Raw genomic sequence first — 20,682 nt, 5'->3', positions numbered from 1 at the left:
TTTTTATTTTATTTATCTCAGCCAAAGGCCATGTTCTCAATCAGCCCAAAATTCGTGTGCCGACCGGTATGCCATTAAATAACGCAATCAATTGTTCCGCATGTCGCCAGCTTGCAATATCCACTGGCTGTCCGAGTGTTTTTGCTGCGTCCAATGCCGCATTCACTTTCACTATCATGCCATCAGTAATAATGCCCTGTTCAATGAGCCGTTCGATCTTTTCCGACGTAACTTCCGGGATTTTCTGCCCCTTACCGTCCAAAATACCGCTGACATCAGATAACAAAACCAAATCCGCATTTAACACTTGCGCAATGGCGGTAGCGGCCTGATCCGCGTTCACATTCATCAATTCACCGTGAGCAGTGATGCCAATTGAACTGATAATGGGGATATAGCCCATATCCAGCAAAATTTTCAGAAAATCAGCGTGTCCTGGTTGCGCCTTTCCTGTGTGACCAAACGCTTCATCAAGTTGAGACACTTTCACCATGCCACCGTCTCCCAGACACAGCCCAATGGCCGGCAATTGATATTTTATTGCCCGTGCCAACAACTTCTTGTTAGCCGTTCCCGCCAATGTTCCTGTAATGATATCGATTTGATCTGCCGGCGTGACGCGCAACCCTTGCTTTTTTAAAATCGGCAACTGCAACTTCTGCATCAACTCATCAACCAAACAGCCACCACCATGAACAATGACGAACGGGCGCTTATGGGTCTTTCGATATGACTGCAATGTGGAAAATAACCGTTCCAGTGCTTCTTCACTGTCTAACAACACACCACCCAACTTGATAACTAACGGCTCCATCGGATTTATCCTCTGTCAGTATTAACCTCTGTCGGAATCTTAAGTTTCTGGCATTAAATCTGTAGCAATTTAAAGATTGAATGAATTAAAGCAACGCCTGAGTTTCCCCATAGCCAAAACGAATATTCATGCACTGCACTGCCTGCGCGGCGGCACCCTTCAGCAAATTATCCTCAGCACCCACAATGACCAAATATTGCCCCTGAATAGCGAAACCAATATCGCAGAATGGCAAACCCACTACGGCTTTCAGCGCAGGTACGCCTTTATGATATAAACGCACCAGCGGCTTATCGTGATAAGCCTGCAAATAAGCGTCCCTAACGTGTTCTTCTGTCACACCTGATTTCAATTTGCAGGTAATTGTGGCAAGAATGCCCCGCGCAAAATGACCTAAATGGGGGGTAAAAATCACTTCTGTACCTAAATGTGTCGCGATTTCAGGTTGATGACGATGGTTAAAAATCCCATAAGCCTGCAAGCTGACTTCACAGAAACTGTTGGTCATTGATGCCTTTCTTCCTGCACCACTGACACCACTGACCGCATTGATGACCGGCCAATAATCGGTATCCAGTAAATTTTTTTCCAGCAACGGTTTCAATGAGAGTTGGGAAACCGTAGGGTAACAACCCGGCACCGCAACTAACCGGGCTTGCTTGATTTTCTCTGCCTGCCATTCAGCCAACCCATACACCGCCTGCTCTAACCATGCTGAATTTTTATGTTCAAACCCATAGTATTTCTCATAAAACTGTGTATCTTGCACGCGATAGGCACCTGATAAATCAAACACAATACAGCCCGCTTCCAGAAATATCGGGGCTATGTCATGGCTGACTTCATGGGCTGTCGCAAGGAAAACCACATCAATATCCCTCGCGGCCTCAAACACATCAGTTAAAGGTTGTAAGGGGAAATCAAGAACACCTTTATATTGCGGGTAAAGCGCTGAAAAACATTTCCCTGCATCTGAACTTTGAGAGGAAACCATCAAGCTGGAGAGATGGACATCAGGATGACGTTGCAGATATGCTGCTAACTCAGCTCCGGTATAACCACTGGCGCCAACTATCAGAGTATTCAACATGGATCTATTCACCTTGTAGTATTAACACTCAACGGTATAATTGCATTTTTATTCAATTAAAATGCATTAATATTGATACTATTATGAGGCAGGGCTGTCAAGAATGAATATTAAATTACCGTCATTTATTAAGTTATATCATCAACTCATTGCAGCACCTTCTATCAGTGCAATCGATACTGAGCTAGACCAAAGCAATGAAGTGGTTATCAACCTGCTGGCGGAATGGCTGAAAGAGATTGGTTTTTCCATCGAGATTCAAGCCGTCCCTGAAACCCGAAATAAATTCAATTTGTTGGCGACATTAGGCAGGGGTTCGGGGGGATTGCTGCTATGTGGTCATACGGATACCGTTCCTTTTGATGCGAACCGCTGGACACAAGATCCCTTCACCCTGACCGAACGCGATGGCAAGTTATATGGACTCGGCACGGCTGACATGAAAGGTTTCTTTGCCTTTATTGTTGATGCGTTGCGGGATATTGATATCAGTAAATTAACCCATCCCCTGTATATTCTGGCTACCGCTGACGAAGAGACATCAATGGCGGGAGCACGTTACTTTGCTGCCAATACCCATATCCGGCCTGATTTTGCGATTATCGGCGAACCCACATCATTACAGCCCATCCGCGCCCATAAAGGGCATATAGCCCAAGCGATCCGCATTGAAGGGAAATCAGGGCATTCCAGTGATCCAGCGCGAGGCGTTAATGCCATTGATTTGATGCACGAATCCATTACCCAACTGATGGAACTTCGCAACACCTTGCAGGCGCGTTATCACAATCCGGCCTTCGTCATCCCTTATCCCACCATGAACTTCGGCCATATTCACGGCGGGGATGCTGCAAACCGTATTTGTGCCTGCTGCGAACTGCATATGGATATCCGCCCGCTTCCCGGATTGACCTTACAGGATTTAAACGGCTTGCTGAATGACGCATTGGAGCCGGTGAAACAACGCTGGCCGGGACGCCTGAGTGTAACGGAACTTCACCCTCCGATTCCGGGTTATGAATGCCCGACAGACCACAAACGGGTTGCTGTCATTGAAAAACTGTTGGGAGCGAAAGCCGATACCGTTAATTACTGTACCGAAGCGCCTTTTATTCAGGAGCTGTGCCCGACATTGGTCTTGGGGCCGGGGTCAATTGAGCAGGCACATCAGCCTGATGAATTTTTGGACATGGCGTTTATTGAGCCAACAAGGAAACTGCTTTCACAGCTTGTGGCGCATTTTTGTTTGAGTGCCGATTGAAAACCGTGAATCAAAAATCACTGTTCTCCCAATCATCAAATTACTCATTGATTTTTTCTCCGAAAGTGCTCATAATTAGTACTATAAATGGATTGGGAGTTCCCGGTCGGCGTTATAACCTCGGTGAGTACATCGGGGTTTTTCGCTATTCAGAGTTAAGGAATAATTTTTAACCCCCACTGTTTATACCCGATTCCAACAGCATCCCTTCCCCCTTCACAATAGAACTTTTTCTTCAATATATCGAATGCTTGGTTCGGTTGTTCTGGTTTCAGAACATGCCTGCCAATAGGTCTGGCAACTAAATCTGCAAGTTGTAAACCAGAGGAATTACTTGTTTTGGCTGCCATCCTAATCTTAAAAGGTAAGTCTCTGTGATACTTATTTTCTCCATCACAAATTCGAAGAAACTCCAGTTCGAGGTCGTCGTCCTCTTTGGCGCCCCGTTTTTCCACAATAACGTACGTTTCTCGCTCCTGTTGCCCTTTTTCTACTACAAAATCATATAGAGCCTCTAAACAATGGCGTAATGCAAGGTGGTATGGATTCTGAATCTCATCTTTGTTTACGTGCACTTTATGCTTTTCAATTACGCATGATGACAATATAAAGTTACTTTCACTGATGATAGAACTCAGCCGACCCAGAAACTGATCCTTTTCGTCCCTATTCTTAAAAATTTTAAAATCCCCTTTTTCCTTGCGAATTTCATGTTCATGAAGAATCACAAGGTCATGACCAAAATAGTCAAATTTGAGCTTCTGTAACTTTGGTACCACTTTCGAAAGATAATGTTCCTTGTAAAAAATACAAAAAGCCAAGACAAACACAGGATAATCTTTATCAAGATGTACCAAGCCGTGATCCCCACTTTCATCAACATATACTACAAAGTCACTAAAACCCCTTTGTCCATCTAAGCCTAATTCTTTTTGATTAGTGAGTTGATTTTCAGCACCATTCATAATCTTGCTTTCCTTGTTTTAATTCTTGCTTATCTATTTTTCAAATAAATCAACGTATAAAGCTGAGACTTATTCTTATTACCATAACATTAGTATAAATAGCATCCAACCAAGAGCGTATTCAAATTCCGACCGCATTACCCCAATATGAATTTCTTTCCTGATCATTTTGAATATTCCTCACTGGAAATAAGCCATTTCTCGATTGACTAAAAACCCCGCTTCGACCATTCTACTTTAGACATCTAAACGGATAGACATATAACCATTTAAACATCCAAAATTAAGCGGGTATATACCCAAAATAATTCGAGTTGCATCGCGGCGGCAAGGAAACTCATCCCCGGGAGCATAGCTAACTATGTGACCGGGGTGAGTGAGCGTAGCCAACAAAGAGGCAACTTGAAGTATGACGGGTATCACAAAAAACTCCGCTTGTTCAAGAGGGCACAGGGTATGAGTTTTTTTCACGCTAATCAGCGAGAGGCGCTGAATCAGAATTTGGCTGAACTTGACGGGCAAATTCGTGTTTCCTTTGAATTCTTTCCACCCAGCACGACTGAGATGGAACAAACCCTGTGGAAATCCATTGACCGTTTGAGCAAGCTGAAACCTAAATTTGTTTCCGTCACCTATGGTGCTAACTCTGGTGAACGTAACCGAACTCACAGCATCATCAAGGGAATCAAAGAAAAAACGGGGCTGGATGCCGCACCACACCTGACTTGCATTGATGCCAATCGTGCAGAACTGCGCAATATTGCCCATGATTATTGGCAAAGTGGCATTCGCCATATCGTGGCATTACGGGGTGATTTACCTAATGATGGTTGCAAACCAGAAATGTATGGGGCTGATTTGGTCGAACTGTTAAAAAAAGAGGCGGATTTTGATATCTCTGTTGCCGCTTATCCAGAAGTACATCCAGAAGCCAAAAGCGCTCAGGCTGATCTCATTAATCTCAAACGCAAAATTGATGCAGGTGCCAACCGCGCCATTACCCAATTCTTCTTTGATGTAGAGAGTTACCTGCGTTTCCGTGATCGCTGTGTGGCGACCGGCATTGATGTGGAAATTGTGCCGGGAATTTTGCCTGTCTCGAACTTCCGTCAGTTACAACGATTTGCCACCCTCACTAACGTCCGCATTCCAAGCTGGATGACCAGAATGTTTGAGGGGCTGGATGATGATCCGGAAAGCCGCAATTTAGTCGGCGCATCTATTGCGATGGATATGGTGAAAATTCTCAGCCGCGAAGGGGTAAAAGATTTTCATTTTTATACCCTGAACCGGGCAGAATTGAGTTATGCCATCTGCCATACGTTAGGAGTACGTCCTTGTTAATATTTTTTATTAGCTCACCAAACGCTGAACTGAAACGTTCAGCGTTGTTTTAGATTACATTGTTTTAGATTACATTGTTTTAGATAATATTGTCTTATATAACACTGCCTTAGATAACATTTATGACTTGAAGACGATTTTAGTCTCCATGTCGGGAGTATGTTAATTTTCTATTATAAAAAGACCACGTTATAAATATGAAAATAATAACAACACTAACAATATTCAATATCCCCCAGCCTGTTGGATAACTCATGACGATCCCCACGGACAGAGAAGCGAACATATTCGACAAATAGGTGATTAACGCATTGACGCCCTGTAATTTATGTTTGAATGGGCTACGGGTAAATTCATTCAATAAAAACGTTCCGCCACTAAACATAAATGCCCAACCAAGGCCGATAAAGATCAACGAAAATAAAAAGCCGGGGATTTCGTCCCAAAGAACAGCAATCACCATGCCAATGGCAAACAGCAAAGCACCAGACCGAATCAAATTCACAGTTTTAAACTTATCAACCAGAAACGGCAGGATTAAGGCAGGGGCGTACATCGCAAAAAAATGCCATTGCAGCACCAACGCACTATCTTCCAGGGCAAATTGTTTATGCAGCATTGCCAGTGGGGTCGCATTCATCAGTAACGTCATCAGGGAAAAACCCACGGCACAACTCACTGTCGCCAGCAAAAAAGAGTTCGATTTTAACAGGGCGATGAAAGCAACATTATTGTGGTTATGATGATGTGACGAGGGAAAGTGATTTTCTTTTCGAACGACAGGAGGTCGGATAAAAAGCTGTGTTATCAGTGTCAGGAGGCATATTGCGGCGGATAGCAGAAATGTGCCCAAAAAGTGATAATCAGGCCACAAGTAAGCGCCTTTTGTCGCGATATAAGGGCCTAATACGCCCCCAATAACGCCACCGCCAATAATCAACGAGATCGTTTTTTTCTTGCTTGATTCATCTTCAAAAATCTCAGCCGCCGCAAAACGGTAGTATTGATTGAAAACGGTTGAACCGCCCAAAATAAAAGTACCCAGCACAAAAAAGACGAAAGATTGATAGACCAACGCCATTCCCGCCAGTCCGCTTCCCACTATCCCAATCAGGTTGCCAATGATAAACGCCTTTCTTCTGCCGTATTTCTCCATCAGCATGGAAGCATAATAAACCATCAGTGCCGCACCACACACTGTTGCCGTCACCGGCAAGGTAGATAACGCATTAACAGGAGAAAGCATTTTTCCGGCTAATGTTGACGTTAAGGTTAATAAGGAAATGATTGATCCGGTCAGCCCCTGACCCATAAAAAGCAACATGACATCAACATATTTTCTATTCATCATCTTCACTTTCATAAATGGATCAGTGGGGTTGATAATATTAGTGCCAAGATTAATAAAGCCGAACAGTTCCCCATTCGGCTTTGATTATTCAGAAAGCTCAAAACTAGCCCGTATTGCGCATACCTGCCGCAACACCGGCAATCGTTACCATCAGCGCCTGTTCAAGATGCGGATCAGGGGCTTCCTGCTGGCGGGAGCGCTGTAACAATTCTGCCTGTAGTACGTTCAACGGATCGGTATACACGTTACGCAATGCGATGGATTCCGCGATCCACGGCAAATCCGCCATTAATTGCTTATCCTGCGAAAGTGTCAGTACCGTTTGAATATCCTCCGCAAGCTGATTGCGCAGTGTGCTCCCCAGCGGCCACAATTTCGGTTCCACCAAACGTTGATCGTAGTATTCCGCCAGCCATAAATCGGCTTTGGCAAACACCATCTCCAACATGGCGATACGGGTGTTGAAGAATGGCCAGTCGCGGCACATATCGGTTAACACCGATAATTTATCGGCATCGATGACCCGTTGCAGGGCTGCGCCCGCCCCCAGCCATGCCGGTAACATCAGGCGGTTTTGCGTCCATGCGAATATCCACGGGATTGCCCGCAGGCTTTCTACGCCGCCAGTCGGACGGCGTTTAGCCGGTCGCGAACCCAAAGGTAATTTCGCTAATTCCTGCTCAGGTGTCGCCGCCCTAAAGTAAGGCACAAACTCCGGTTGTTCACGCACATAGTCACGATACATGTCGCAGGAAACGTCCGAAAGCGTATCCATGACCTGCTGCCATTCGGGTTTGGGTTCCGGCGGCGGCAATAAATTGGCTTCCAGTATCGCACTGGCATACAGCGCCAGGCTGCTGATCGTCACCTGTGGCAAGCCAAACTTAAAGCGGATCATTTCTCCCTGCTCCGTGACACGCAATCCACCTTTCAGGCTGCCCGGCGGTTGGGAGAGTAAAGCCGAATGCGCGGGCGCGCCTCCACGACCTATCGTGCCACCGCGTCCGTGGAACAGGGTCAGCGTCACGCCTTCTCGTTCACACAATTTGATCAACGCATCCTGCGCCCGATATTGTGCCCAAGATGCCGCCATCACTCCGGCATCTTTAGCCGAATCGGAATAACCTATCATCACCATCTGCTTGTCCTTAATCAGATCGCGATACCAGGTGATCCCAAGCAACTGCTGAATCACTTTTTCTGCGTTGTTCAGGTCATCAAGGGTTTCGAACAAGGGCGCCACGGGCAATGACAATGGGCAACCCGCTTCTTTCAGCAATAATTTCACCGCCAGTACATCAGAAGGGACTTTCGCCATAGAAATCACATAGGCGGCAATGGCATCCTGTGGCGATTCAGCAATGACTTTGCACGTTTCGAAAACCTCCCGGGTTTCTGCGCTTGGCTGCCAATCACGGGGAGTAAGAGGGCGTTTCGAGTTCAATTCACGCAGCAGAAAGGCTTGTTTCTCCGCCTCAGGCCAGCTCGCATAATCGCCCATTGCCAAGTATTGCGTTAACTCTGCAATGGCATCGGCGTGGCGGGTGCTTTCCTGACGAATATCGATACGCACCAAAGAGAGACCAAAACAGCGAATGCGGCGTAGGGTATCCAACAATTGCCCATTGGCGATGATCTCCATCCCGCAGGCTTTCAGGGATTGATAACAGGCATACAAGGGTTGCCATAACTGCTCGTTATGCAGCAACAAATCTGCGGGCGGCAAGGCTTGTTCACCTTTGAGACATTTCTCCAGATAAGCCAGCGTATTGTTTAACTGTATGCGCAGTTGTTTGGCAATTTCACGGTAAGGTTCTGAAACATGTTCACCCCCTGCCCGTTGGCGCAGTTCCGGCGTACACTCTGACATGGAGAGTTCAGAAACCAGGATCTGAATATCTTTCAGAAACAGATCGGCAGCCTTCCAACGGCTGAGTAACAGAACATGACGGGTAATTTCAGCGGTAACGTTAGGGTTACCATCACGATCTCCCCCCATCCACGAAGTGAAACGCACGGGCACCGCTTCCACCGGCAAGCTATAGCCAATCGATTCTTCCAGTTGTTCGTTGAATTCGCGCAGAAATGCCGGCACACCTTCCCACAGACTGTTTTCGACCACCGCAAAACCCCATTTGGCTTCATCAATGGGCGTGGGACGAATTTTGCGAATTTCATCGGTATGCCATGATTGAGCTATCAACTGACGCAAGCGACGCATGATATTATTGCGTTCATAGTCCGCCAAATCATCATGGTCAAGCTGGGCCAGGCAGCCATTGACTTCAACCAGTTTATGAATCAGAGTACGGCGGGCAATTTCTGTCGGATGTGCCGTCAGAACCAATTCAATCGCTAAGTCATTAACGGCTTTAACCAAATCATCGTTGCTGAATTGTTTGTCTTTAAGACGATTGAACAATGCGGCCAACGCGACCGGATTACTCGCCGCTTCACCGTGGGGTGAAATGCTATGATATTGTTCAGCAACGTTGGTCAGATTTAAAAACTGGTTAAAGGCACGAGCGACCGGCAGTAATTCATCATTGGATAAATTTTCCAGTGTCGATAAAAGCTGCTGACGATGAGCCTCGTTACCTGCACGGGATGATTTGGAGAGTTTTCTGATCGTTTCAACTTTATCGAGAATGTCTTCTCCCAAAGCCTCTTTGATCGTGTCGCCCAGCAACTTACCGAGCATACTGACATTACTTCGCATTGCGGAATATTGTTGATTCATGTGGTTTCTGGCCTTGTGTTGCTGTGTATCGCCCATCGCGCCAGATGACTGGCGCAATCGGCATCTACCCTGTTTCTGTCAAGATGAGAGCGTGTCTTTTTGTTGTTTATTTCTAACGCTCTATTCATATCAGAAAACAAACAGTTTGGGCGGATTTTTAAAATAAAATCTAACCTACAGAAGTTGTGACAACCGGTTTAAGTCTGATTGAATCGCGCCGGCGGTAACATCCCGCCCGGCACCGGGGCCACGGATCACCAGTGGATTATCACGATACCAACGGCTTTCTATCGCAAATACGTTATCCGCCGGCAACAATGAGGCTAACGGATGATCACTGTGTACCGCTTCCACACCCACTTTGGCCTTACCACTGGCATCAAAACGCGCAACGTATCGCAGTACCATGCCCATTTCCCGCGCCGCTTCCAGTCGTTGGAACATTTGTGCATTAATCGCAGCGCTGTTTTCAAAGAATTCCTCAATGGAACCGATGCGCGCCTCTTCTGGCACCAAGGATTCAACACGCACTTGATCTGGTTCTATTTCGTAACCCGCTTCCCGAGCCAGAATAACCAGCTTACGCATCACATCCTGCCCGGAAAGATCAATGCGCGGGTCAGGTTCCGTCAATCCTTGTTGCCATGCCTGTTCGACCAGATCACTGAAAGACACCGAACCATCAAATTGCAAGAACAGCCATGAGAGTGTCCCGGAAAATATCCCGCTGATGGACAAGATGGTATCGCCACTTTCCCGTAAATCCCTGACAGAATAATTGATAGGCAATCCTGCACCTACTGTGGCGTTATATAACCAATGGCGTCCCGTTTTTGTAAAAGCATCCCGGATCATGCGGTAGGTGTTGCTATCGGAAGAACCGGCAACTTTGTTGGCACTGATAACGTGAAATCCATAGCTGGCAAAATCGATGTACTCTTTGGCCAATTCTTCACTGGCCGTCACATCCAGCACCACCAGATCATCATAAGGATGGGCCCTCATCCATAAAAACAGCGTGTCGTCTTCATGCTCTGTCGCCTCATCATCAAAGAAAGCCAGTGCGCGGCTGGCATCAATGCCCTGATAATTCAGCAAACTTCGCCGGCTATCCACGACTCCCGCCAGAATAAATTCAAAATCACTGCGGGCAGAAATGTTCTTCTGTTCACGGGCAAAGAGCTCCAACCAACGTGAGCCAATGTTTCCTTTGCCAAACAGCACCAAACCGATACGTTTTTCTGCGCGAAACAGGCTTTGGTGCAATCCCTGAATCAAATGCGAAGTCTGGTTCAAGCGCAGCACCGCGACAAGGCTGATGCCATCTTCTGCATGCCAGATAAATTCAACCGGCTGATCTTTGAGTTGTTGATAGAAACGATGACTATGCAGCGGATTTTTGCAGACACCCGCACCGACTAACGCCACCAGCGCCAAGCCTTCACGCAGGGAAAGTTTTCCGGGTAAAGTGGCATCCTGCAACACAGCAAAGGCACTGTTCACAATCTCAGAGGTATAGCAGAGCTGGATCAGGTTACAATCCGCATGTAATCCTGTCGCCAATGGCCGGATCTGAGCACGTTTCAGCAGTGAATCAATATCTTTGTAGATTTGCTTAAAATCATGGGCCGAGGAGATATGCAGTTCAATCAGGCAAACATCATCATGGCTGGTCACGATTTTCGCCCCATTCCCGCTCGCCAGCACCCGTTCAATGCGGGTAGAGCCTTGTTCAGGCTGGTAACTGCAACGCAATTGCAGATCAATATTACTGATGGAAACCGGCTGCAAGGTACGGGTATGCAGTACAGGTGCTGCCAAACGCGCCAGTTCGCTGGCTTCATCTAAGCGCAGCAACGGTAGCAGACACGCATCTTTGACCTTACGCGGATCGGCACTATAAACCCCCGCAACATCACTCCAAATAGTGACTTTTTTGGTTCCCGCCAGTGCACCGACCTGTGTCGCGGAATAGTCACTGCCATTACGCCCCAACAGGACGGTTTCACCGTTTTGGTTGCCGGAAATGAACCCCGTGACCACCAAACGTTTATTGGGATTTTGGATCAATAACTGACTGAGCAAGGGTTGGGATAAACTCACATCAACCTGGGGTTGGGCTGCGCGCTCTGCCCGCAGAAATTGACGCGCATCCAGCCAGGCACTGGCGATCCCCTGATGCTCAAGTAGCGCCGCCATTAAACGGGCTGACCAGATTTCACCATGACCGACAACTTCTGCGTAGGTGATATCCGTGACGGGTTTGTCCAACAGTGCACTCAATCTTTCCAGATCAGCGATAAACGTTGCGACCAACTCTTCTGCAACCGTTTCAGGCAATAAACCTCGGATCAACTCTTGCTGATAACGCCGTAGCGATTGCTGGACTTGATGGGCGGATATCCGGTCACTCTGGCTCAATTTCAGCCAATCAATCAACTGATTAGTGGTGCTCCCTGCCGCCGATACCACCATCAAATCCCCCGGCTGGCTATAGTTCGCCATAATGTCCGCAACCCGCTGATAGCATTTCACATCGGCCAGGCTGCTGCCGCCAAATTTATGTAGCTGGCGGCCAGATTCCGCCCCCGCTGTTGCCAGTGCACTCATGATTAATGATTACCTCGTTGCCGCTGCCTGAAACGCATTGTCCAGATCAGCTATTAAATCCTGACTATCTTCAATTCCTACAGAGACACGAAGAAGCAAATCCGTAATCCCTGCCTGAGCCCTTGCTTCTGCCGACATGCCCGCGTGTGTCATGGTTGCGGTATGAGAAATCAACGATTCCACACCGCCGAGCGATTCAGCCAGAGTAAATAATTTTAACGCAGATAAAAAGCGACGCAGGGTTTGTTCATCACCCTCCAATTCAAAACTCAACATCGCCCCAAAACCCTTTTGCTGTTTAACCGCAATTTCATGCCCGGGATGGTTTTCCAACGCGGGATAATAGAGTTTTCTGACTTGGGGTTGCTGTTGCAAATAATCGGCAATGACAGCCGCATTTTTCTGTTGGAGCAACACACGGGCAGATAAAGTACGAATGCCACGCAACAGCAGATAGCTGTCAAAAGCCGCCCCTGTCACGCCAATATTGTTCGCCCACCACGCCAAATCGTCGGCAATCACCGGATCTTTGGCAATGATTGCCCCGGCAATCAGGTCAGAATGTCCATTCAGATATTTCGTGCAGGAATGCACCACGAGATCTGCCCCCAGTTCCAAAGGCTTTTGCAGTACAGGACTCAGGAAAGTGTTATCCACGATAGCCAACGCACCCACTTCATGAGCCAATGCACAAATGTATTGAATATCGACAATTCGCAACAACGGATTACTCGGCGTTTCAATCAACACCAGTTTAGGCTTTTGTGCCAATGCCTGTTTCAAAGCCTGATCATCCGCCTGATCGACAAAAATCACCTGGTATGCACCCCGTTTGCTCAAGCTATCAAACAGTCGGTAACTGCCGCCATAGCAGTCATGGGGAGCCACCAAGAGATCCCCGGGTTGCAGAAATACCGTACACAACAGATGAATGGCAGACATGCCACTGCTGGTCATCACTGCCCCAGCCCCACCTTCCAGTTCAGCCAGAACTTGTTGGACAATATCACGACCGGGGTTGCCACGCCGGGAGTAATCATGTGTTCTTGGCTCATTGAAACCGGTAAAGTTATATGTGCTGGAAAGATAGATGGGCGGAACCACACAGCCATATTGTTCATCAATATTTGAGCCACTGTGAACCGCAATTGTCGCTTGCTTACATCCCATAAACTTTACCCATCACCATTATTATTGACGTCACGCAAGAATAGCGACTGGAGGCATAGACGTCAACACATCTAGACATCCAAAATGATTTACGGTTTAATACCCCTGCCGAATACGACAATCAGGCGATTACCGCTTTATATGTCTTCTGGTTATAATAAGTTAGTGTGGCTGGAGCGATATAGTCAATGAGCGAATTATGCTAGACTAGCGAATTACCGATATGAAAACAGGTCAGAAATTCCCGCCGATTTCTGATCTCAATGACTTGATTTAAAAATTATTTAAGGTATCTCATGGCTGAGTGGAATGGTGAGTATGTCAGCCCTTATGCTGAACATGGCAAAAAAAGTGAACAGGTCAAAAAAATTACAGTTTCAATTCCGTTAAAGGTATTGAAGATCCTGACTGATGAGCGTACCCGTCGCCAGGTGAACAATCTGCGTCATGCAACAAATAGCGAATTGCTGTGTGAGGCTTTTCTCCATGCGTTCACTGGACAACCTCTGCCTAATGATGATGATTTGCGCAAAGAACGTCATGATGAAATCCCAGAGGCAGCGAAAATCATGATGCGTGAGCTCGGTATTGATCCTGATACATGGGAATATTGATAACAAAAAAACCCGATGCAAAACATCGGGTTTTTTTGTTTCAACTATCTTTGCTTCAACTATCCTGCCTGTATTGGTTACAGGCAGAGAAAAGTCATTACTTCTTAGCACCTGGAACGCTGAAACGTTTGTTAAAGCGATCAACACGACCACCTGTCGCAACGTCACGCTGTTTACCTGTGTAGAATGGGTGACATGCACCACAAACGTCCAGGTTCAGGTTGTGATTTACGGTAGAGTTGATTTTGATAACATTACCGCAAGAGCAAGATGCAGTAACTTCTTCGTACTTAGGATGGATACCTTGTTTCATGGGAAACCTCTGTTCAGGCCGTGTCGCTATCCAGCCCTATTGCCGCCAGACACCACACGTTATGTTGATAAAAAGTCGTGTTGATAAAAATAAGTATCGGTAATTTCTATACCAAAGGCGGCGGATCATACAGAATATCTGTTTACTGCGCAATGAAATCCGCTGATTTGCTATGATACCCTTATCGCTATACTTTCTTTTATCTGGTCATTAATTATCCGGAAATCGCCTTATGACAGTTGTTCAGGTTGTGTTGCCTGTCCCCTTAACCCGCGCTTTTGATTATCTATTACCCGAAGGGTTACCTTTGCCGGCTCTGGGTGTTCGGGTACTCGTGCCGTTTGGTAAACGTAATGCCATCGGCATCGTCTCCGGTATTACAGACAACAGCGAGTTTTCTCCCGAACAGCTCAAGTCTGTTTCCGCCATTCTTGATGTCCAGCCCCTTTTTCCTGACGACCTCTGGCAATTGCTTTTGTGGTCCGCCAGCTATTATCACTATCCGTTGGGAGAAGTTCTGTTCCATGCCATGCCGGTCTTGCTACGGCAAGGAAAAGCGGCGGAATTCTCTCCGCTCTGGCAATGGCAAGTCACTGACGCCGGGCGCGAGTTCCCGCTCGAACAACTCAAGCGTTCTGCCAAACAACAGCGGGCTTTGGCTATTTTGCGCCAGAATCCCATTTACCGCCATCAAATCGCTGAGTTGGAATTAAGTGAAAGTGCATTGCAATCACTGAAAAAGAAATCATTGATTGATCTGTATCCCATACAGCCGGAAGCTGAAAACTGGCAGCAAAATTTTAATATCATCGGCGAACGGCTGAAACTCAATACAGAACAGGCCACCGCGATAGGCGCGATCCGCGCAGAAGATCAGACTTTCTCTCCGTGGCTGCTGGCGGGTATCACGGGTTCAGGCAAAACAGAAGTGTATCTCAGTGTGCTGGAGAATATTCTTGAACAAGGTAAACAAGCGCTGGTTTTAGTGCCCGAAATTGGTTTGACCCCACAAACTATTCGCCGGTTCCGGGAACGTTTTAACGCCCCGGTCGATGTTCTGCATTCCGCCTTGAATGACAGTGAGCGATTAGCCGTTTGGCTGCGGGCGAAACGCGGTGAAAATGCCATCGTCATTGGTACGCGCTCTGCCTTATTTACCCCCTTTGCGCATCTGGGGGTCATCATTATTGATGAAGAGCATGACAGCTCTTACAAGCAACAGGAAGGCTGGCGTTATCATGCCCGTGATTTGGCGGTATTTCGCGCTAAAAAAGAGGGTATTCCCATTGTGATGGGCACCGCCACGCCCGCACTGGAGACACTCTATAATGTTCAGCAGGGGAAATATCGCCAGCTCACATTAACCAAACGGGCAGGCCAAGCCCAGCCCGCCACCCAGCATTTGCTGGATCTGAAAGGGCTGCCGTTGACCGTTGGATTATCACAACCGCTCATCAACCACATTGGGGAACACCTCAGGGCGGATAATCAGGTTATCCTGTTCCTGAACCGCCGGGGCTATTCTCCCACCCTGCTTTGCCACGAATGCGGCTGGATAGCGGAATGCCCGCGCTGCGATCATTATTACACCCTGCACCAAAACCATCGCCACCTACGTTGCCATCACTGTGACAGCCAGCGCCCAATCCCGCGTCAATGCCCACAATGCGGCTCGACTAACTTAATTCCTGTTGGTCTGGGTACGGAACAGCTTGAAGATGGCATGACAAAACTGTTCCCAAAGATCCCTGTCACCCGCATTGACCGTGATACCACCAGCCGAAAAGGGGCACTGGAACAGCAACTGGCTGAGGTACACCAAGGGGGGGCGCGCATTTTGATTGGGACTCAAATGCTGGCAAAAGGCCATCATTTCCCCGACGTGACTTTGGTCGCGTTGCTTGATGTTGATGGCGCCCTGTTTTCTGCCGATTTTCGGGCCGCAGAGCGCTTCGCCCAACTGTATACTCAAGTCTCCGGCCGGGCCGGGCGGGCAGGCAAACGGGGCGAAGTCATTCTTCAAACCCATCATCCTGAGCATCCCCTTTTACAGGTGTTGCTGGAAAAGGGCTACGATGCTTTTGCTCAACAAGCCATGGAAGAGCGGCAACAAGTGCATCTGCCACCTTTCGCCAGCCACATCCTGCTTCGCTCAGAAGATCATGATAATCATCAAGCCCCTGCATTTTTGCAGCAACTGCGTCAATTGCTTGAACATCATCCACTGCACGACGACCATTTATGGATCATGGGGCCAGTACCTGCATTACAGGCCAAACGGGGTGGACGTTATCGCTGGCAATTAATGGTTCAGCATCCTTCACGTATTTTCCTACAGAAAATGATGACCGGAATCTATCCGCAAATCACCGCACTACCTCAGTCACGCAAGGTAAAATGGAACATTGATGTCGATCCTACGGAAAACTGATAACAGAAAAACGTAAACCAATAACAGAAATAGAGGGAAAATTTTCCTTAATTTGCGAAGGATCTCTAATAAATGATTCATATCACACTTTTTATGCAAACAAAGTAACGGGTTGACCTCTTAATCAGTTTAAAATGAACTTATTAATTTGGCTGAAGAAAACGAACCATCAGAGTTTCCCTCTCTGTAATAACCCGCGTTTTTAGCAACCAGGAGCAATCGTTTCGCTACCTATAGAAAGTGAGGTGTGAACTATGGAAAAGAAGAATTGCACATTGGCAACCATGAAAGACGTTGCCAAAGTAGCGGGTGTTTCTACCGCAACCGTATCAAGAACACTTATGAATCCTGACAAAGTTTCTACCCGTACACGCCAAAAAGTAGAAAATGCGGTATTGGAAGTGGGTTATTACCCCCACAATCTTGCCAAAAATTTACGCCGCAATGACGCCAGAGCGATCTTGGTTATCGTTCCCAACATCAGTGATCCTTTCTTCACCGAAGTCATTCGTGGCATTGAAGAAACCGCCGCCGGGCATGGCTATCTGGTTCTGATTGGTGACTGCAAGCACCAGCAGCAACAGGAGCATGCGTTTATCCGTCTTCTTATCACCAAACGCATTGATGGCATGGTACTGCTGGGTTCCAATATTCCTTTCGATGTCTCCAAGGAAGAGCAAAAAAACCTGCCACCTATGGTCATGGCCAATGAATTTTCACCGGAGTTAGAACTGCCGACGGTGCATATTGATAACTTAACCGCCGCTTTCAATGCCACTCACCATTTGCAAAAGCTGGGACACAAACGCATCGCCTGCATTACCGGGCCAGAGACCATGCCGCTGTGCCACTATCGGCTGCAAGGGTACATCCAAGCATTGCGACGTACAGGGGAAGAAATTCGCGAAGAGTATATTGCCCGTGGGGATTTCACCCATGAAAGTGGCGCCGAATTAGCGGAAACTTTACTGACTCTGCCAGAGCCTCCGAGCGCGATTTTCTGCCATAGCGATGTCATGGCCATGGGCGCAATGTGGCAGGCTAAGAAAATGGGATTAGAATTACCAGCAGAGCTTTCTGTTGTTGGTTTCGATAATTTAAATCAAGCCCAATACAGTGAACCGGCCCTGACTACCGTAAAACAGCCCCGTTATGAGATTGGTCACTACTCTATGCTTTTGTTACTGGAGCAGCTTCAGGGTCGCCTGGTGTCAAAAGGGTCCCGGTTACTGGATGCAGAATTGATCATTCGTGCGAGTACCTGTTCACCCAGGACATGATCACCTCGTACAGATTCGCCTAAAAGCTAGCCAAATAACAGTAGGTTAAGTAACATTAGTGATCTATTCCTTAATTTTAATCAATCAGCGAATTAAACAGTGGCACAACGAGATTATGTGAGTCGCGGGCGTAGCAATCCCCGTCGGAAAAATACTGGTAAGCAGAAAAATCAGTCTCAAGGGTTACCCAAAACGATATTAGCCGTTGCTGTGGCCTTGGTGATCTTGTTCATTGGTGGCCTTTATTTTATCGTACACAACAAAAAAGAAAGTGTACAAAATGCCCCCCAACCGACCCATCAAACTAAAGGCCATGTTCTGCCTCCCAAACCGGAAGAGCGTTGGAGTTACATCAAAGAGTTGGAGAATCGTCCGGTTAATGGATCTTCGATACAGGAACCTTCTGCGATATTGAATCCGCCATTAAATCACGCCCCACAACTGACGCCAGAGCAGAAACAGCTACTTGAACAAATGCAGGCAGATATGCGCCAGCCGCCTATTTCGTTAAAAGAAGTGCCCTATAACAGTGAGCCTGTTCCACGTTCACACGTTGTGATCAATCCACCGTCACAAGAATATATACAACCGCAATCCGAGCCGTCTTCATCAGAACAAAAAGCAACGGTTGCGCAGGAAAGCAGATCATCAACCTCGTCCCAACAGGCCGGTGAAACTAAACCCAAACCTGAAACCCATGATTCCAGAATGATGCTACAATGCGGCTCTTTCCGCACGATGGCGCAAGCTGAATCCGTCCGGGCCAGCCTTGCATTTGCCGGCATTGAGAGCCAGATTACCACCAAAGACAATTGGAACCGTGTGGTACTGGGTCCTTATAAAAATAAAGCCGGGGCTGAAAAAATGCGCGTTCAAGTTACCGGTGCAGGTGTATCCGGCTGCATTCTCCGCCCTGTCACTGCCTTTTAGTTACATTTCAACCCCAAACCTTATGATATCGGTTTGGGGCTATGTCTTTATTGTTGTGATAGATTAACCCGTAGCACATTCAGGAGCCTGAAGACTGATTCCTTGCAATAGCGTCGGATTGAATAATGTTTTTAGAAACCCTTTCAGGTTCATCCAGAAAATGAGTCATCAAAGCACCGATAAAATAAAGCGCAGCAACGATACAAGTCACTCCACTGGCTCCCAGACTGCCTATGAATAAACCCACGATGGCTGGGCCAATCACCACCGATAAACCCGTCCCCAAATTCAGTACTGACATAACAGCACCTTTGTCTTTTTCTACCATATTGGCGGACATCGCATCCAACGGGATATAGCCTGCGACACCCGCTCCCCAACAAATGCCACATAGGAGTACGATGGCATAATTTGCCCCGACAAATTGTGGGGCGAAAAACAGCAGCAACGAGGCAACGCCGGTCAAAACCCCGCCACACCAAATAATGGTTCTTTTATAACCTATTTTGTCTCCTACAATCCCCCAGACCAAATTAAATAGAATATTACTCGTAAAAGCGGTTCCCCAAATGCTTAACCATTGAATTGTAGTAAAACCCTGAGAAATCATATACACCGGTAAATAAACAGGGAAAGCATACTGAGAAAGTGAATTGATGATCCTGAGGATGCAAGATATAAATAATTTCGGATGTGCTTTAAGAATCGTTATGCCTTTCAGAACCTCTTTAATATTTTCAATGGTATTATTATTACTTTTGGGGTTGATATTATCTCGATTAAGAATCAAGGCAAAAAAAGCACCCACAATAATAAATATCAGTGTCGTCCATAGCGTATTAATATGACCTAATTCTTCTACGGCCCAACTCGCATAAAAAGTGGCTAATACTTGCATTCCGCCTGAAAAAACAAAATAGAACCATCCATATGCTGTGCTGAGTTTGCTGACAGGGCTTCGATAGGCGATCCAGACTGAAAATGAATAGGCAAATAGCGGATAGCCTAAACCTTTAATGATTTGTGCTATCAACAAAAGCGGATAGGACATTTCTCTTAAACCCAGACTAACGAAACCTACGGTGCCAACAATACAAAGAATTGTGCCTAATAGCATGGTTCGCTTAGCACCAAATGCCTCAAAAAATACGCCGGCAAACCAAGAAGATATGGCGACACTGATACCGTAAATACTAAATAATGTAGAAACGTCCTGAATACTTAATCCATTATCGATCAGATAAGGGCTTAGCCAGCCTATTTCTATTCCATTACCCATCATAAAGATCAAAATACCCAAATATCCCCATGATAAGGTACTGGGTATCCCTATTCGCGCTAAAAAAATATTTGTATGCTGCTTCATTTCAAATCCTGCAATTAAATATTTTTCAGCATTCAAAATTTTTAAATGCTTAAGATTGGTTTTATTCCATTATCTGATAGACGTTATTTTGTCGTATGAGCTGGCAGAGAGACAATATTAATAATTGAATCGCCTCCCTGTTTTATCATCACTTTTCCGGCAGCCTGCGCAGTTAAATCTGAAAAACAAATCCGGCCGAATTCACCTAACGTCATTTCACCTTCAAGAATCGGGATCTTACGGCACATCAGGATAAGCCTGAGGGTTCCTGTGAAAGAACCTGATTGGTGGATATTGGCGGGCTAAGTCAATGGATGTCGAGATCTGATCAAGAGACCGCCTGTCAGGGGTTGAAAAGTCAGAAAATTCCCCCATCTTAATCGTTAATAACCTATACACGGTG

16 protein-coding genes are annotated in these 20,682 nt (G+C 46.7%); 6 read left to right on the top strand and 10 right to left on the bottom strand.

Annotated features, from left to right (window positions below; all coding sequences use genetic code 11):
• Positions 1 to 40: 40 nt before the first annotated feature.
• Both argB and argC read right to left on the bottom strand, forming a co-directional pair.
• Positions 41 to 814 carry an acetylglutamate kinase gene (gene argB, locus Xbed_RS15410; RefSeq protein WP_086113784.1) on the bottom strand — a complete coding sequence of 258 codons (774 nt, stop codon included), beginning with the start codon at positions 812 to 814 and terminating at the stop codon, positions 41 to 43.
• Between the two features lie 85 nt (positions 815 to 899).
• Positions 900 to 1,904, bottom strand: a complete 1,005-nt coding sequence (argC, locus tag Xbed_RS15405; RefSeq protein WP_086113783.1) for an N-acetyl-gamma-glutamyl-phosphate reductase — start codon at positions 1,902 to 1,904, stop codon at positions 900 to 902.
• A 103-nt stretch (positions 1,905 to 2,007) separates the two neighbouring features.
• On the opposite strand from argC, the gene argE reads away from it, so the two are divergent.
• Positions 2,008 to 3,165, top strand: a complete 1,158-nt coding sequence (gene argE / locus Xbed_RS15400) for an acetylornithine deacetylase (RefSeq protein WP_086113782.1) — start codon at positions 2,008 to 2,010, stop codon at positions 3,163 to 3,165.
• Between the two features lie 155 nt (positions 3,166 to 3,320).
• Here argE and Xbed_RS15395 read toward each other — a convergent pair whose 3' ends face one another.
• Positions 3,321 to 4,130 (bottom strand): DUF3800 domain-containing protein, encoded by an 810-nt coding sequence (locus Xbed_RS15395; protein WP_086113781.1) that lies wholly within the window; start codon positions 4,128 to 4,130, stop codon positions 3,321 to 3,323.
• 456 nt (positions 4,131 to 4,586) lie between these two features.
• Between Xbed_RS15395 and metF the strand changes: the two genes are divergently transcribed.
• Positions 4,587 to 5,474 carry a methylenetetrahydrofolate reductase gene (gene metF, locus Xbed_RS15385; protein WP_086113780.1) on the top strand — a complete coding sequence of 296 codons (888 nt, stop codon included), beginning with the start codon at positions 4,587 to 4,589 and terminating at the stop codon, positions 5,472 to 5,474.
• 139 nt (positions 5,475 to 5,613) lie between these two features.
• On the opposite strand, the gene Xbed_RS15380 is transcribed toward metF, so the two are convergent.
• The 4 genes from Xbed_RS15380 to metB form a co-directional block, all read right to left on the bottom strand.
• Positions 5,614 to 6,825 (bottom strand): MFS transporter, encoded by a 1,212-nt coding sequence (locus Xbed_RS15380; protein WP_244182517.1) that lies wholly within the window; start codon positions 6,823 to 6,825, stop codon positions 5,614 to 5,616.
• 103 nt (positions 6,826 to 6,928) lie between these two features.
• Positions 6,929 to 9,565 carry a phosphoenolpyruvate carboxylase gene (ppc, locus tag Xbed_RS15375; protein ID WP_139837502.1) on the bottom strand — a complete coding sequence of 879 codons (2,637 nt, stop codon included), beginning with the start codon at positions 9,563 to 9,565 and terminating at the stop codon, positions 6,929 to 6,931.
• Positions 9,566 to 9,739: 174 nt separating this feature from the next.
• Positions 9,740 to 12,175 (bottom strand): bifunctional aspartate kinase/homoserine dehydrogenase II, encoded by a 2,436-nt coding sequence (locus Xbed_RS15370; protein WP_086113778.1) that lies wholly within the window; start codon positions 12,173 to 12,175, stop codon positions 9,740 to 9,742.
• Between the two features lie 9 nt (positions 12,176 to 12,184).
• On the bottom strand, positions 12,185 to 13,345 hold the full coding sequence (gene metB, locus Xbed_RS15365; RefSeq protein ID WP_086113777.1) for a cystathionine gamma-synthase: 1,161 nt from the start codon (positions 13,343 to 13,345) through the stop codon (positions 12,185 to 12,187).
• A 296-nt stretch (positions 13,346 to 13,641) separates the two neighbouring features.
• Between metB and metJ the strand changes: the two genes are divergently transcribed.
• The gene (gene metJ, locus Xbed_RS15360) at positions 13,642 to 13,959 is read left to right on the top strand and encodes a met regulon transcriptional regulator MetJ (RefSeq protein WP_045967975.1); all 318 of its coding nucleotides are present in this window, start codon (positions 13,642 to 13,644) and stop codon (positions 13,957 to 13,959) included.
• Between the two features lie 97 nt (positions 13,960 to 14,056).
• On the opposite strand, the gene rpmE is transcribed toward metJ, so the two are convergent.
• Positions 14,057 to 14,272 carry a 50S ribosomal protein L31 gene (rpmE, locus tag Xbed_RS15355; protein ID WP_086113776.1) on the bottom strand — a complete coding sequence of 72 codons (216 nt, stop codon included), beginning with the start codon at positions 14,270 to 14,272 and terminating at the stop codon, positions 14,057 to 14,059.
• A gap of 232 nt (positions 14,273 to 14,504) precedes the next feature.
• On the opposite strand from rpmE, the gene priA reads away from it, so the two are divergent.
• From priA to ftsN, 3 genes are all read left to right on the top strand, one after another.
• Entirely contained in the window at positions 14,505 to 16,703 is a 2,199-nt protein-coding gene (priA, locus tag Xbed_RS15350) for a primosomal protein N' (RefSeq protein WP_086113775.1), read from the top strand.
• 254 nt (positions 16,704 to 16,957) lie between these two features.
• Complete coding sequence (gene cytR, locus Xbed_RS15345; RefSeq protein ID WP_086113774.1) at positions 16,958 to 17,983, top strand: DNA-binding transcriptional regulator CytR; 1,026 nt, start codon at positions 16,958 to 16,960, stop codon at positions 17,981 to 17,983.
• 99 nt (positions 17,984 to 18,082) lie between these two features.
• Positions 18,083 to 18,913 carry a cell division protein FtsN gene (gene ftsN / locus Xbed_RS15340; protein ID WP_086113773.1) on the top strand — a complete coding sequence of 277 codons (831 nt, stop codon included), beginning with the start codon at positions 18,083 to 18,085 and terminating at the stop codon, positions 18,911 to 18,913.
• A 79-nt stretch (positions 18,914 to 18,992) separates the two neighbouring features.
• Here the strand turns inward: ftsN and Xbed_RS15335 are convergent, their stop codons facing one another.
• Positions 18,993 to 20,315, bottom strand: coding sequence for an MFS transporter (locus Xbed_RS15335; RefSeq protein WP_244182516.1), 1,323 nt, complete (start codon positions 20,313 to 20,315; stop codon positions 18,993 to 18,995).
• 47 nt (positions 20,316 to 20,362) lie between these two features.
• On the bottom strand, positions 20,363 to 20,527 hold the full coding sequence (locus Xbed_RS19995) for a hypothetical protein (RefSeq protein WP_208612256.1): 165 nt from the start codon (positions 20,525 to 20,527) through the stop codon (positions 20,363 to 20,365).
• Positions 20,528 to 20,682 lie beyond the last annotated feature (155 nt).

This window comes from Xenorhabdus beddingii (assembly GCF_002127545.1).
Lineage (GTDB): Bacteria > Pseudomonadota > Gammaproteobacteria > Enterobacterales > Enterobacteriaceae > Xenorhabdus > Xenorhabdus beddingii.
The sequence above is the reverse complement of the archived record's forward strand: the minus strand, read 5'-3'. Positions and strand labels throughout refer to the sequence as shown.